Source organism: Neoroseomonas soli, assembly GCF_018129065.1.
Taxonomy (GTDB): domain Bacteria; phylum Pseudomonadota; class Alphaproteobacteria; order Acetobacterales; family Acetobacteraceae; genus Neoroseomonas; species Neoroseomonas soli.
The window spans coordinates 20430-33833 of the sequence record NZ_JAAEDM010000009.1 but is presented as its reverse complement, the minus strand read 5'-3'; the positions used below and the strand labels follow the sequence as shown (position 1 = coordinate 33833).

The 13404-nt window shown below is 71.0% G+C and carries 13 protein-coding genes; 11 read left to right on the top strand and 2 right to left on the bottom strand.

Features of this window, described 5'->3' with window-relative positions; all coding sequences use genetic code 11:
* Positions 1-36: 36 nt before the first annotated feature.
* A complete protein-coding gene (locus GXW76_RS05540) occupies positions 37-1149 on the top strand; it encodes an S-(hydroxymethyl)glutathione dehydrogenase/class III alcohol dehydrogenase (protein ID WP_211860991.1) in 1113 nt (370 codons plus the stop codon).
* Positions 1150-1356: 207 nt separating this feature from the next.
* Positions 1357-2718: a class-II fumarase/aspartase family protein gene (locus GXW76_RS05535; RefSeq protein ID WP_211860990.1), complete on the top strand. Its 1362-nt coding sequence runs from the start codon at positions 1357-1359 to the stop codon at positions 2716-2718.
* On the opposite strand, the gene GXW76_RS05530 is transcribed toward GXW76_RS05535, so the two are convergent.
* Both GXW76_RS05530 and GXW76_RS05525 read right to left on the bottom strand, forming a co-directional pair.
* A complete protein-coding gene (locus tag GXW76_RS05530; protein ID WP_246513946.1) occupies positions 2711-3340 on the bottom strand; it encodes a transglycosylase SLT domain-containing protein in 630 nt (209 codons plus the stop codon). The genes GXW76_RS05535 and GXW76_RS05530 overlap by 8 nt on opposite strands.
* 461 nt (positions 3341-3801) lie before the next feature.
* Positions 3802-5442: a thiamine pyrophosphate-binding protein gene (locus GXW76_RS05525; protein ID WP_211860989.1), complete on the bottom strand. Its 1641-nt coding sequence runs from the start codon at positions 5440-5442 to the stop codon at positions 3802-3804.
* An 89-nt stretch (positions 5443-5531) separates the two neighbouring features.
* Between GXW76_RS05525 and GXW76_RS05520 the strand changes: the two genes are divergently transcribed.
* The 9 genes from GXW76_RS05520 to chrA all read left to right on the top strand — a co-directional run bounded on the left by GXW76_RS05520 (position 5532) and on the right by chrA (position 13398).
* Positions 5532-6269, top strand: coding sequence for a succinate dehydrogenase/fumarate reductase iron-sulfur subunit (locus GXW76_RS05520; protein WP_211860988.1), 738 nt, complete (start codon positions 5532-5534; stop codon positions 6267-6269).
* Positions 6266-6646, top strand: a complete 381-nt coding sequence (locus GXW76_RS05515; protein ID WP_211860987.1) for a succinate dehydrogenase — start codon at positions 6266-6268, stop codon at positions 6644-6646. Before GXW76_RS05520 ends, GXW76_RS05515 begins: the two co-directional genes overlap by 4 nt.
* Positions 6643-6987, top strand: a complete 345-nt coding sequence (sdhC, locus tag GXW76_RS05510) for a succinate dehydrogenase, cytochrome b556 subunit (protein ID WP_246513945.1) — start codon at positions 6643-6645, stop codon at positions 6985-6987. Before GXW76_RS05515 ends, sdhC begins: the two co-directional genes overlap by 4 nt.
* The gene (locus tag GXW76_RS05505; protein ID WP_211860986.1) at positions 6977-7708 is read left to right on the top strand and encodes a sulfite exporter TauE/SafE family protein; all 732 of its coding nucleotides are present in this window, start codon (positions 6977-6979) and stop codon (positions 7706-7708) included. The genes sdhC and GXW76_RS05505 overlap by 11 nt, the downstream gene beginning before the upstream one ends.
* A 14-nt stretch (positions 7709-7722) precedes the next feature.
* Positions 7723-8658 carry a fumarate hydratase gene (locus GXW76_RS05500; RefSeq protein WP_246513944.1) on the top strand — a complete coding sequence of 312 codons (936 nt, stop codon included), beginning with the start codon at positions 7723-7725 and terminating at the stop codon, positions 8656-8658.
* Between the two features lie 4 nt (positions 8659-8662).
* On the top strand, positions 8663-9271 hold the full coding sequence (locus tag GXW76_RS05495; protein WP_211860985.1) for a fumarate hydratase C-terminal domain-containing protein: 609 nt from the start codon (positions 8663-8665) through the stop codon (positions 9269-9271).
* 133 nt (positions 9272-9404) lie between these two features.
* The gene (locus tag GXW76_RS05490; protein ID WP_211860984.1) at positions 9405-11132 is read left to right on the top strand and encodes an L-aspartate oxidase; all 1728 of its coding nucleotides are present in this window, start codon (positions 9405-9407) and stop codon (positions 11130-11132) included.
* Between the two features lie 125 nt (positions 11133-11257).
* The gene (locus GXW76_RS05485; RefSeq protein ID WP_211860983.1) at positions 11258-12076 is read left to right on the top strand and encodes a chromate resistance protein ChrB domain-containing protein; all 819 of its coding nucleotides are present in this window, start codon (positions 11258-11260) and stop codon (positions 12074-12076) included.
* On the top strand, positions 12073-13398 hold the full coding sequence (chrA, locus tag GXW76_RS05480; RefSeq protein WP_211860982.1) for a chromate efflux transporter: 1326 nt from the start codon (positions 12073-12075) through the stop codon (positions 13396-13398). The genes GXW76_RS05485 and chrA overlap by 4 nt, the downstream gene beginning before the upstream one ends.
* Positions 13399-13404: the final 6 nt, after the last annotated feature.

Genomic DNA, 13404 nt, shown 5'->3' with positions numbered 1-13404 from the left:
ATATGGGCGCTCGCCACCAACCGGAGTCTCCGCCCCATGAAGACCCGCGCCGCCGTCGCCTGGGCCGCCGGCAAGCCGCTCACCATCGAGACCATCGAGATCGGAGGCCCCAAGGCCGGCGAGGTGCTGGTGGAGGTGAAGGCCACCGGTGTCTGCCACACCGATGCCTACACCCTGTCGGGCGCCGATCCGGAAGGGATCTTCCCCGCCATTCTCGGCCATGAGGGCGCGGGCATCGTGCGCGAGGTCGGCGCGGGCGTGACCTCGCTGAAGCCGGGCGATCACGTCATTCCGCTCTACACGCCGGAATGCCGGCAGTGCAAAACCTGCCTGAGCCGGAGGTCGAACCTCTGCACCTCGATCCGCGCGACCCAGGGCAAGGGCGTGATGCCGGATGGGACCTCGCGCTTCTCCTGCGACCAGGGAACCGTCTTCCACTACATGGGCTGTTCCACCTTCGCGAACTACACGGTGCTGCCCGAGATCGCGCTCGCGAAGGTTCGCGAGGACGCGCCCTTCGACAAGATCTGCTACATCGGCTGCGGCGTGACGACGGGCATCGGCGCCGTCATCAACACGGCGAAGGTCTGGCCCGGGGCGAATGTCGCGGTGTTCGGCCTCGGCGGCATCGGGCTGAACGTGTTGCAGGCCGCGCGCATGGTGGGTGCCGACAAGATCATCGGCGTGGACCTGAACCCGGCGCGCGAGGAGATGGCCCGCCGCTTCGGCATGACCCACTTCATCAATCCGGACGTGGTCGGCCGTGACAAGGTGGTGCAGGCCATCCAGGACATCACCGATGGCGGTGCCGACTTCTCCTTCGAATGCATCGGCAACACGCAGGTGATGCGCCAGGCGCTGGAATGCACCCATCGCGGCTGGGGCGAGAGCATCATCATCGGCGTCGCCGCCGCGGGCCAGGAGATCAGCACCCGCCCCTTCCAGCTCGTCACCGGGCGCAATTGGCGCGGCACCGCCTTCGGCGGAGCGCGCGGGCGCACCGACGTGCCGAAGATCGTGGACTGGTACATGGAGGGGAAGATCGAGATCGACAGCCTGATCACCCGCACCATGCCGCTCGACCAGATCAACCACGCCTTCGACCTGATGCACGAGGGCAAGTCGATCCGCTCGGTGATCGTCTACTGATACCAATGGCGCGAGGGTTTCACCTTCGCGCCCCTCAGCCGCTGGGCGCCGCGCGGCCTGGCTTCGCGGAACCTGCCGCCAGCCGCGTTCCTGTCCTCGGCCATTCGGGCCGCAGGTGGCAACCTCGGGCAATGGGCGTGAGGCCGGCGCATTGACGCGGGGCGCGGGCGCGCCTTTCCTCGGCGCTGAAACGCGAGAGGAAACGCCATGCCCGTGAACCCCGCCGACGGCGCCGTGCTCGGCGCACTCTACGGCACCGATGCGATGCGCGCGGCGATGGGGGAGGACGCCTTCCTCCAGCGCATGCTGGACGTGGAGGCGGCGCTGGCCCGCGCCCAGGCGCGCCTGTCCATCATTCCGGCCGATGCGGCCGCGACCATCACCAAGGCCGCCGACGCCACGCGCCTCGACCGCGCCGCGATGGCCGCGGCGACGCGCAACACCGGCTATCCGGTGGTCGCGCTGGTGAAGCAGCTTACGGCCCTGGCGGGGCCGGAGGCCGGCCGCTGGACGCATTGGGGCGCCACCACCCAGGACATCATGGACACCGGCCTGGTGCTCCAGGTCCGCGACGGCCTGGCGCTGATCGAGGCCGACCTGCGCGCCACCTGCGCCGCCCTCGCCGCGCGCGCTGCCGAGCACCGCGACACGGTGATGGCCGGGCGCACCCACCTCCAGCACGCCCTGCCCGTCACCTTCGGCTACAAGGTCGCGGTGTGGCTTTCGCCGTTGCTGGCGTCGCTCGATGGCCTGCCGCGCGTGCGCGAACGCGCGCTGCGCCTGTCCTTCGGCGGCGCAGCGGGAACGCTGGCGTCGCTCGGGGACCAGGGCCTCGCGGTCACGCGGGAACTGGCACGCGAACTGGATCTGGCGGAAGCCGACATCCCCTGGCATGTCGCCCGCGACGGGCTGAACGAGGCCGCCTGCTGGCTCGGCATCCTCTGCGGCAACCTCTCGAAGCTCGCCACCGATTTCATGCTGATGATGCAGACGGAACTCGCCGAGGTCGGCGAGCCGCATGTGCGCGGCCGCGGCGGGTCCAGCACCATGCCGCAGAAGCGCAACCCGATCGCCTGCGAGTATGTCCTCTCCCAGGCGCGCGGCGTGCATGCGCTGGTGCCGCAGATGCTGGCGGCGATGGCGCAGGACCTCGAGCGCGGCACCGGCCCCTGGCAGACGGAACTGCTCGCCCTGCCCCAGGCCTTCCTGCTGGCGCATGGCGCGCTTTCGCAGGCGCGCTTCATCGCGGAAGGGATGGTCGTGGATGCCGCGCGGATGCGCCGGAACCTCGACGCCACGCACGGACTGATCGTGTCCGAAGCGGTGATGATGGGCCTCGCCCCGGTCTTCGGCCGCGGTGAATCACATCACATCGTCAACGACGCCTGCGACCTGGCCCTCGCCGAGGGCATCGGCCTGACCGAGGCGCTGCTGCGCGATCCCCGCGTGGCGGCGAAGCTCGATGCCGCCGCCATCGCGAGGATGACCGATCCGGCCGCCTATCTCGGCAGCGCGGGGGCCTTCGTGGACCGCGTGCTTGCGCGCGCGCGATCCATGGGCGTCAGTTAGCCGCCTCGGCGAGTTCCAGCAGGGCCTGGCCGTCGCGGCGGAACTGGGCCATCTGCGCCTCGGTGCCGCGGCAGCGCTCGACGAAGAGTTCGCTGTCGGGGGCCACGACGTCGATCTTGCTGCGCACGCGGCAGACCAGTTGCCGCTGCATGCCGGGCGTGCCGCCATGCCAGCGCACCACCGCCATGCCCCAGTCGCCGTAGGTCTCGTAGTGCTGGCGGAGGTAGCCCGCCGCCCATTCCGTCGCCTTCCAGGGATCGAGCGGCCAGACCTGGCCGCCACGGGCATGGACGCGCGCATTCACCTGCACGCAGCCGGCCATGACATAGCCCGCACCGGTGGACCGCAGGAGGCGCGCGGCTTCCGCGCGGCTCTCCGGATAATAGGCGCGGCCGGCGATGTTCAGGGCGTGGGCATGCAGCCCGCTCTCGTTCAGCGCAATGCCGACGAGCAGGCCTTCCGGCAGTTCGAACTTGCGCTCCGCCTCGCGCGCGGCCTCGAGGCACGCGGCGCGGGGTGACAGGTCGGCGTCACGCAGGGAAGTCGGCGCGGCGAGGGTGGTGATCTCGGGCGGCTCCGGCTGCGCGCAGGCCGTGCCGGAGAGCGCCATCATGCCCACCATGGCCGCCGCCCAGACGGGTGAGAGAAGGCGCCGAGGGCGCCTTGCCGCCATACCCCAGATCCCACGGAGCCGAACCCGGGAGAGACGGGCGCCCCGCCGCAAAGCGCGCGGGGGCGCCGCAACATGTCGCCGGCAGGGGGGTGCCGACGATCCATACGCGGTCGTCATGGCGGCCTAAAAACACAGGCCGCCCCAAAGATCAAACCCACATCCGGACGGATTTCTCTCCTTGGCGCTGTTGAAGGGAATAGGGCAGGATTTTGTCGAAGTACTTATGAAGTTGTTCAACTTCCACTCTGGCCCTGACTCCCAGCCGTTAGAATAAAATTTACTTGCGAATTCACTAGAAAATCCGAGCCTCTCGTCAGGCGCATTTTTCCGTGCGCACGGCGCGGCCCGGGTGATTTTCGCGTCTCTGGCGGCCCGGGACGGGCCGGGGTCGTATCGATCAGGGCGTCGCGTCAGGACATCCGGATGGAGGGTGCCGGCTGCCCCTCGATCATGACGTTCACGCAGGCCGCCCGGCCGCTGGCGAAGGCGCGCTCGAGCGCGGGCGCCAGCTCCTCCGCCCGCGTGACGAATTCCGCGTGCGCGCCGAGCGCCGCCGCCGCCAGGTCGTAGCGGGTGACGGGCGCGAGCTCACAGCCATGGGCGCGATCGGCGCCGTAGTCGCGCAGCTGGATCTGGTGCTCGGCGTTCCAGCGCGCGTCATTGCCGACAACGGCGACGAAAGGCAGGCCGTGACGGTGGGCGGTATCGAACTCGGCCATGTGGAAGCCGAAGGTGCCGTCCCCCATCACCGCGAGGATGCGCGCCCCGGGCCTCGCGCAGCGCGCCGCGATGGCGAAGGGAATGGCCGGGCCGATCGCGCCGGCGACACCGTTGATGACGCGGGCGGGCGCGGAAAGCATCGCCTGCGCCCATTGGCCGATCTCTCCGCCGTCGCTGACGAACACGGTATCGGGTTGCGCCGCGAGGAACGGGCGCAGCGCGTGACAAAGCGTCGCCGGATGGATCGGACCGTCCGGGGCACCGGCGAGCGCGTCCCACGCGGCCGGGCGATGGGCGATGGCCTGCGCCAGCCGCTGCCCCCATGCGCCATTGCGGTGCGGCACGAGGGGCGATGCCTCCGCCGTCAGCGCGGCGACCGCCTCGGCCGCGCCCGCCACGGCGGAAACCGCGAGACGCGCCCCGAGGCCCCGCACCGCGCGCGCCAACACCGCGGGATCGGGCTCCACCACGACGAAGCGCGCCGTCGCGGCGATCGCCGGGGCACGGCCGAAGCGCAGGGTGAAATCGAGCGGCTTGCCGAGCAGCACCAGCAGATCCGCCTCCGCGAGCACCTGCGCGAAGGCGCCGAGCGAAGGGTCGCCCAGGCCGCGCGGGCTTTCCATGGCCACCACCGGCAGCCCGACGCGCGCCGACAGCGCCGCAAGCGCCACGCGGCCAGTGGGCGAACACAGCGCCGGCGGTGCGATCAGCACCGGGCGTTCCGCCGCGGCGACGGCAGCGGCGATGGCGGCCGCGCTCTCCGCCGCGAGCGGCATCGGCGCCGGTGCGAAGGCGGCTGCATCCGGCGAGGCGGGCGCCTCGATCCGCGCCTCGAGCACATCGGTCGGCAGGGAGAGATGCACCGGCCCGGGGCGCCCCGACCGCGCCATGCGGATCGCCGCCGCGACCTCACCCGCGAGCGCCGGCGCGGAGGACGCCGTCGCCGCGTGCTTGCACACGGCCTCGGCCATGCGCGCCTGCGCGAGTTCCTGGAACGCGCCGAGGCCGAGTTCGGCGAGCGGCGCATGTCCCGAGAGCAGCAGCACCGGCACCTCGCCGGCGATCGCCGTGGGCAGCGCCGCGACGGCATTGGTGTGCCCCTGCCCGCCCGTGACCAGGGCGACGCCGACCTCGCCCGTCAGCCTGGCCCAGGCATCGGCCATATGCACGGCGGCGGCCTCGTGGCGCGTGTGGACGATCTCGATGCCCGAGCCGAGCAGCGCGTCATAGACCGGCATGATGTGGTTGCCGGAAAGGCTGAAGATGCACCGCACCCCGGCGGCCTTCAGCGTCCGCACAAGGATGTCCGCGCCGCGGATCGTCTCGCCCATCGTGTCCTCCCCCGTTCCGCCGGCAGCACGCCACGGGCTGGACAGCCTGTCCAGCGCCGGTAGTCTCGCAGCAACGGAGGGAAACGCGCATGGCCGAACCGGCCTGCCTGAAGGTCAGCGTGTGGCGCGGCGGCGCGGACGGGCACTTCGCGCGCTACGAGGTGCCGGCGCGCGAAAACCAGACGGTGCTCGACGTCGTCACGCACATCCAGCGGGAACTCGATCCCTCCCTCGCCTATCGCTTCGCCTGCCGGGTCGGCATGTGCGGGTCCTGCGCGATGACGGTGAACGGCCGCGCGCGCTGGACCTGCCGGACGCATGTGCGCAAGGTCGTGGGCGCGGGCGGGGAACTGGAACTGCGGCCGCTCGCCAACCTCCCGGTGATCCGCGACCTCGCCGCCGACCTCTCGCCCTTCTTCGACAAGTGGCAGCGCGCGAAAGGGCATTTCGAGCCGAAGGACGCGCCGGACGGCGCGGTGCCCGAGGATTTCGCCGTGGTCCCGCCGGGCTCGAAGGCAAGGCAGGAGGCGGATGCGGGCATCGAATGCATCGGCTGCGGCGTCTGCTACGCGAGTTGCGACGTCGTGGCGTGGAACGGGGATTATCTTGGCCCGGCGGCGCTCAACCGCGCCTGGACACTGGTGAACGACGTGCGCGACGGCGCGTGCGCCCAAAGGCTTGACGCCGTCGCCGGCGATGCCGGCTGCCATTCCTGCCATTCGACGCAATCCTGCACCGAACGCTGCCCGAAGAACCTCGATCCATCCGCCGCGATCGCAGGGCTGAAGCGGAGGCTGTTCTGGGACACCCTGCTGGGCCGGCGATGAGCGCATCCGATCGCCGGGACACGCCGGAGAATCCACAGCGCCGCGCGAGGGCCCAGACGCATCTCTGGGTGGCGCAGCGCCTCACGGCGATGGTGCTCGGCCTCGCCGTGCTGGTGCATCTCGCGACGATCCTCGTTGCGGTGCGCGGCGGCCTGTCGGCTGCCGAGATCCTCGAGCGCACGCGGGGGAACGGGGCCTGGCTGGCCTTCTATGCCGTCTTCGCGCTGGCGGCCGGACTGCACGGCGCGATCGGGCTGCGCAACATCGCCGCGGAGACCATCGGCCTGCGCGGCCGCGGCGCGGACCTGGCCTGGCTGGCGATCGGGCTGCTCACCGCCGCCTTCGGCATCCGCGCCGCCTTGGGGCTCTATGCATGATGGACCTGCGCCCGCGTTCGCACCCGACCTACCTGGCCTTCATCGTGCACCGCGTCTCGGGTCTGCTGCTCGCGCTGTTCCTGCCGCTGCATTTCTGGGCGCTGGGCAGCGCCATTTCGGGCGAGGCGCGGCTCGATGGCTTCCTGCGCTGGACGGAGAACCCGCTCGCCAAGGCAGCCGAGACCGCGCTGGTCGTGCTGCTGGCGGCGCATCTCGCCGGCGGGGTCAGGGTGCTGGCGCTGGAATTCCTCGGTTGGCGGAGGCGGCAGAAGGACGTGGTGGCCGTTTCCGCCGGCTTCGCGCTGCTCGCCGGTCTGCTGTTCCTGCTCAATGTGGTTTGAGGCAACGGTCGTCGCGGCGAGCTGCTTCGTCGCCGCCTTCTGCGCCGGCATGGCGGGCTTCGCCTTCGTGCTGGTCGCGGCCGGCATCCTGCTGCATGTCGTGCCGCCCTCGGTGACGGCGCCGGTGCTGGTGCTGGGTAGTCTTCTCGCGCAGTCGATGAGCCTGCCCACGCTCTGGAAGCATATCGAATGGCCGCGCATGCGCTTCTTCCTCGGCATGGCGGTGCTCGGGCTGCCGGCCGGGATGCTGGCGCTGGCCAAGGGGCCGGCCGGGGTGATCGTCGCCGGGGTCGGCGGGCTGCTGGTGGTTTATTCCGGCTACATGCTGGCCCGGATCGCACTGCGCCTGGCGCCGCCCGAGGTCACTGGCGGCCGTGTCGCGGACGGCGCGGTGGGCTTCGCCAGCGGCATTCTCGGCGGCATCGGCGGCTTCGTCGGCGCGCTGCCGGCCATGTGGGCGGACATCCAGGGCTGGCCCAAGGACCGCGCCCGCGCCTTCATGCAGCCCTTCATCGTCTTCATGCAGGCGATCACGACCGTCGGCCTCGCGCTGTCCGGCTTCTTCACGCAGGAGGCGCTGGTGCTGACGGCAGCCGCCGTGCCGGCACTGGTGATCGGCACGCTGCTGGGGCTGCGGGCCTATCTCCGGCTGCCGGCCCAGGGATTCCGCGTTATCCTGCTGTTGCTGCTGCTGGTATCGGGCATCTCGCTGCTGGTCTGAGGGGAGGTCTCGCGATGACGCTGATGACGAAGCCGGGGGTCCTGCCGCAAGGCGCGCGGGACGCAATGCCGCCCTTGCGGGTGGAGCCGGAGGCAATCGAGGAGGCCGCGAAGCTCCTCTACATCCGCGCCTGCAAGATCCTGCCGGACGACATCAAGGAAGGCTTCGCGCGGCTCGACGCCGCCGAGACGGACACGACCGCGAGGACCATCCTCGCCACCATGATCGAGAACATCGGCGTCGCGGAGCGGATGGACAACCTGCTCTGCCAGGACACCGGCATCCCGATCTTCAACGTCTCGATCGGCCGCAACGTCCAGGTCGATGGCTGGGCGCTGAAGGAAGCCATCGGGAAGGGCACCGCGCGGGCGACGCGGGAACATCCGCTGCGGTCCTCGGTCGTGCACCCCATCACGCGCAGGAACGAGCACACCTCCTGCGGCGAGCGCGTGCCCGTCATCAACATCGACTTCACCGATGCCGATCGCGAGTTGCGGATCGAGATGATCCCGAAGGGCAGCGGTTCCGAGAACGGCTCCTTCCTGCAGATGCTGATCCCGGCCGATGGCGTCGCCGCGGTGAAGCGGTTCGTGGTGGACCGGGTGATCCAGGCGGGCGGCAAGGTCTGCCCGCCGACCATCGTGGGCGTGGGTGTCGGCGGGACTTCGGACCTCTGCATGCACCTCGCCAAGATCGCGGCGACGCGCCCGCTCGGCACGCGCTGCGCCGATGCGGAAGGGGCGAAGCTGGAGGCGGAGCTGAGCGAGGCGGTGAACAGCCTCGGCATCGGCCCGCAGGGGCTGGGCGGGGATTCGACCGCCTTCGCCGTGCATGTGGAAACCGCCGCGACCCACATCACGATGAATCCGGTGGCGGTGAACATCCAGTGCCATTCGGCGCGGCGTGCCTCCGCCACCTTCACGCCTGCCGGCATCGCGATCGGGTTCTGACGTCATGGCCCACCACGTCCTGCACATGCCCATCACCGAGGACCAGGTCCGCGCGCTGCGCGCCGGCGACACCGTGACGCTGGAAGAGATCCTCTTCGGCATCCGTGATGCGACGCAGATCCACATGTTCGACCACGGCCGGCGGACGAAGTTCGACCTGCGCGGCCATGCCGTGATCCACACCGCGCCGAACCTGCGCAAGGTGGAACGCTCCGGCACCAACCATTCGGGCTACGAGGCGGTCTGCGTCGGCACCACCACCTCCGACCGCATGGAACGCTTCACGCGACCGCTGATGGAACGCGAGGGCGTGCGGATCATCATCGGCAAGGGCGGGCTGCGGGAGGGTTCGCTGCAGGCGTTCCAGGATCTCGGCGGAGCCTACCTCGCCGTGGTCGGCGGCGCGGCGGCGCTGGAAACCACCTGGATCGAGGCGGTGGAGGATGTGGACCTCGACGACCTCAACCCCGAAAGCCTCTACAAGTTCCGCATCAGGGGCTTCGGGCCGCTGCTGGTGGCGATGGACGCGCATGGCGGCAGCCTCTACGCCACGGTGAACGCCGAGGCCACGAAGCGCCGCCAGGCTGTGCTCGAGAAGCTGGGGGCCGCGTGATGCGCGCGCTGTTGCTCCTGATGCTGCTGACCGCCCTGCCCGCGGCCGCGCAGCAGGCTCCGACCCCGCCGCAGGCCCCGCCTTCCTCCGAGGATTGCGGCTGCGGCGTGCCGTCCAGCCCGCGCGGCCCGCGATGATCGAACGCCGCCGCACCGACATCCTGGTCCTCGGCGCCGGCGGCGCGGGGCTACTCGCCGCGCTGCACGCCAAGGACGCCGCGCCGCAACTCGACGTCACCATCGCGGTGAAGGGCCTGCTCGGGAAATGCGGCTGCACCCGCATGGTGCAGGGCGGCTACAACGTCGCCATCGCCGCGGGGGATTCCGCCGAGCGCCACTTCATGGACACGCTCGACGGCGGGAAATGGCTGAACGACCAGGATCTTGCCTGGACACTGGTGGTCGGCGCGCAGCAGCGCATCCGCGAACTGGAGAATCGCTGGGGCTGCTTCTTCGACCGCAACCCGGACGGCACCATCCACCAGAAGGCCTTTGCCGGCCAGACCTTCGACCGCACCGTGCACAAGGGCGACCTGACGGGCATCGAGATCGTCAACCGCCTCGCAGAACAGGTCTGGGCGCGCGGCATCGACCGGCTGGAGGAACACCGAGCCGTCGCGCTGATCCGTTCGAAGGACGGCGCGCAGCTGTCCGGCGTGCTGCTGATCGACATGCGCACGGGCGCGCTGGTCTTCGTGCAGGCGCGCGCCGTGCTGCTCGGCACCGGCGGCGGGCCGACGATGTACAAGTACCATACCCCTTCCGGCGACAAGGCCTGCGACGGCATGGCGATGGCGCTGCGCGCGGGTCTGCCGCTGCGCGACATGGAAATGGTGCAGTTCCACCCGACCGGCGTGCTGGCCGGCCCCGGCACGCGCATGACCGGCACCATCATCGAGGAAGGGCTGCGCGGCGCCGGCGGCTACCTGCTCGGCGGCGACGGGCAGCGCTTCATGCAGAAATACGATCCGCGCAACGAGCGCGCGACGCGCGACATCGTCAGCCGGTCCATGCAGCGGGAAATCCTCGCCGGCAACGTGAACGACCAGGGCGGCCTGTGGATCGAGATGGGCCACCTTGGCCCCGACCGCGTGCGGCGCGAGTTCAAGGGCATGGTCGAACGCTGCGCCGACATGGGCTTCGACCTCGCCGCCGGGCGCGTGCCGGTGGTGCCGACGGCGCATTACATGATGGGCGGCGTGGTGTTCCGCGCCGATGGCTCGACCGGCCTGCCCGGCCTTTTCGCGGCGGGAGAGGACACCGGCGGCGTGCACGGCGCGAACCGCCTGGGCGGCAATGGCGTGGCGAATTCCACCGTCTTCGGCGGCATCGCCGGCGACACCATGGGCGCCTGGGTGCCGCGCGAAGGCAGTTTCGAGGAACCGGACGCCGCCGCGCTGGAGCAGGCCGCCGCCTTCGTCCATGCCCCCTTCGCGCGGGCGCCGCGCAACCTCTCCCCCATCCGCGACGCGCTGCTGGACCTCATGTGGGACAAGGCCGGCATCCTGCGGGATGGCGCCGGGCTGGCCGAATGCGCCACCGGCCTCGACGCACTGGAAGCCGAGACCGACGCCGCCGGCGTGGACGGGCGCGACCGCGCCTTCAACCTCACCTGGCATGACTGGCTGAACCTGAAGTCCCAGTTGCTCGTCAGCCGCGCCATCGTCGCCGCCGCCCAAGCCCGCGAGGAATCCCGCGGCGCCCATTGGCGGGAGGACTTCCCACAAACCGACAAGGACGCCGCGGGCCTCGCCGCGACCCGCGTGACGCTGCGCGACGGCGCCATCGCGCCCGACTGGCAGCCCGTCGCCTTCACGCGCCTGCGACCGGGCGAGAGCCTGCTGGCGACCGCCGCAACGTAACACGGCCGCGCTTGACACGGGGCGGCCCGCTACCCACCCTTTGCGCCAAGGGGATGTCCGCGATCACCCCGTGAGGCTCCGGCCGAAGCATCGCGTCCCAAACTCCCAGTGGAGAGGACGCCATTATGCCGGCTCCGACGATTGTCACCGTACAGCAACTCGCCCGGCGCATCGGCCTGCCCGACGCGCCCGTGCTTATCGATGTCCGCACCGAGCAGGACGCGGCCGCGGATCCTCGCTTCCTGCCCGGCGCCATCCGCCGCGGCCATGGCGATGTCCCCGCCTGGGCCGGCGCCTTCGCCGGGCGCGACGTGGCCGTGGTCTGCCAGAGGGGGCTGAAGCTCAGCCAGGGTGTCGCCGCCTGGCTGCGCCATGCCGGTGCGAACGCGGAATCCGTCGAGGGCGGCTTCGAGGCCTGGCGCGACGCCGGCCTGCCGCTCGTCTCGCCTACCCACGTCCCGCCGCGCGACGCGCAGGGGCGCACCCTCTGGGTCACGCGGGCGCGGCCCAAGGTGGACCGCATCGCCTGCCCCTGGCTGATCCGCCGCTTCGTCGATCCCTCGGCGGTCTTCCTCTACGTCGCGCCCTCCGAAGTACCCGCCGTGGCGGAACGCTTCGGTGCCACCCCCTTCGACGTCGAGGGCGTCTTCTGGTCCCATCGCGGCGAGTCCTGCACCTTCGACGTGATGCTCGATGAATTCGCCCTGCATACCGCGGCGCTGGATCGTCTTGCCCTGGTCGTCCGCGGCGCCGACACCGCCCGGCCGGACCTGGCACCGGAGGCGGCGGGGCTGCTTGCCGCCTCGCTCGGCCTGTCGCGGATGCACCGCGACGACCTGGCGCAGCTCGACGCGGGCATGACGCTCTACGACGCCTTCTACCGCTGGGCGCGCGACGCGACCGACGAAACCCACAACTGGCCGAACCCGGGAAAGCCCGCATGAAGCCGCAGCCGCAATTCCCGACCTTCGTCGAGGCGCTGCGCGTCTGGCTGCGCGTCGGCCTGCTCTCCTTCGGCGGGCCGGCGGCGCAGATCGCGGTCATGCACCGGGAGGTGGTGGACGACCGCCACTGGGTCTCCGACGCGCGGTTCCTGCATGCGCTCAACTTCTGCATGCTGCTGCCGGGGCCGGAGGCGACGCAGCTCGCCACCTATCTCGGCTGGCTGATGCATGGGGTGAAGGGCGGCGTCGCGGCGGGGGTGCTGTTTGTCCTGCCCGGCGCCGTCGTGATGCTGGCGCTGTCCATCATCTATGCGACGCTTGGCGAGGTTCCCGTCGTCGCCGCCCTGTTCTTCGGCCTGAAATGCGCCGTGCTGGTGCTGGTGGTCGAGGCGCTGCTGCGCGTCGCGAGGCGGGCCCTGCACGGCGGCGCGGCCTGGGCGCTTGCGGCGGCGGCCTTCATCGCGCTGGCGGCCTTCGACGTGCCCTTCCCGGCAGTGGTGCTGGCCGCGCTCGCCATCGGCTATGCGCTGCCCGCGGCCTTCGTCGCCGGCAGCCACGGCAAGGCGAAGGAGGGACCGCCGGCGCTGCTCGACGCCGTCCTCGCCGCCGAGCCGGACCGCATCGCGCGCATGACGCCCGCGGCGCGGCGGGCGGGGTTGCTGACGCTGGCGCTCTGGCTCTGGCCGGTCGCGCTGCTCTACGGCAGCGGCGTCTGGGGTGACGTCGCCTGGTTCTTCTCGAAGATGGCTGTCGTCACCTTCGGCGGCGCCTATGCGGTGCTCGCCTATGTCGCGCAGGAGGCGGTCGAGAACTACGGCTGGCTGACGGCGCCGGAAATGCTGGCCGGGCTCGGCCTCGCCGAGACGACGCCCGGCCCGTTGATTCTCGTGCTGCAGTTCGTCGGCTTCCTGGCCGGGTACCGAGACAGCGGCGTGATCGGCGGCGTCGGCGGAAGCCTGCTGACTCTCTGGGTCACCTTCGCACCGTGCTTCGCCTTCATCTTCCTCGGCGCACCCTTCGTCGAGCGGATGCACAACGAACCGCGGCTGAAGGGCGCGCTGGCGGGGGTGACGGCGGCGGTGGTCGGGGTGATCGGCAACCTCGCGCTGTGGTTCGGCCTGCGGGTGATCTTCGCGGAGGTGAACCGCGTTCCGCTCGGCCCGGCCGCCATCGACATCCCGGTGGTCACGACGGTCCAGCCGAGCGCGGTCGCGCTCGCGCTGCTCGCCGCCGCGCTGCTGTTCGGGCTGAAGCTCGGGCTGGCGCGGGTGCTCGCGGTCTGCGCGGCGGCGGGGCTGGCGCTGTCCTTCCTGCCGTCCTGACGGCGC

Bases quoted from the DNA above. Each gene is read 5' to 3' on its own strand.
- GXW76_RS05520 (WP_211860988.1), top strand. From the start codon at position 5,532: ATGGCCGAACCGGCCTGCCTGAAGGTCAGCGTGTGGCGCGGCGGCGCG.
- chrA (WP_211860982.1), top strand. From the start codon at position 12,073: ATGAAGCCGCAGCCGCAATTCCCGACCTTCGTCGAGGCGCTGCGCGTC.
- GXW76_RS05515 (WP_211860987.1), top strand. From the start codon at position 6,266: ATGAGCGCATCCGATCGCCGGGACACGCCGGAGAATCCACAGCGCCGC.
- GXW76_RS05525 (WP_211860989.1), bottom strand. From the start codon at position 5,442: ATGGGCGAGACGATCCGCGGCGCGGACATCCTTGTGCGGACGCTGAAG.
- sdhC (WP_246513945.1), top strand. From the start codon at position 6,643: ATGATGGACCTGCGCCCGCGTTCGCACCCGACCTACCTGGCCTTCATC.
- GXW76_RS05505 (WP_211860986.1), top strand. From the start codon at position 6,977: ATGTGGTTTGAGGCAACGGTCGTCGCGGCGAGCTGCTTCGTCGCCGCC.
- GXW76_RS05485 (WP_211860983.1), top strand. From the start codon at position 11,258: ATGCCGGCTCCGACGATTGTCACCGTACAGCAACTCGCCCGGCGCATC.
- GXW76_RS05540 (WP_211860991.1), top strand. From the start codon at position 37: ATGAAGACCCGCGCCGCCGTCGCCTGGGCCGCCGGCAAGCCGCTCACC.
- GXW76_RS05535 (WP_211860990.1), top strand. From the start codon at position 1,357: ATGCCCGTGAACCCCGCCGACGGCGCCGTGCTCGGCGCACTCTACGGC.
- GXW76_RS05530 (WP_246513946.1), bottom strand. From the start codon at position 3,340: ATGGTGGGCATGATGGCGCTCTCCGGCACGGCCTGCGCGCAGCCGGAG.
- GXW76_RS05495 (WP_211860985.1), top strand. From the start codon at position 8,663: ATGGCCCACCACGTCCTGCACATGCCCATCACCGAGGACCAGGTCCGC.
- GXW76_RS05500 (WP_246513944.1), top strand. From the start codon at position 7,723: ATGACGCTGATGACGAAGCCGGGGGTCCTGCCGCAAGGCGCGCGGGAC.
- GXW76_RS05490 (WP_211860984.1), top strand. From the start codon at position 9,405: ATGATCGAACGCCGCCGCACCGACATCCTGGTCCTCGGCGCCGGCGGC.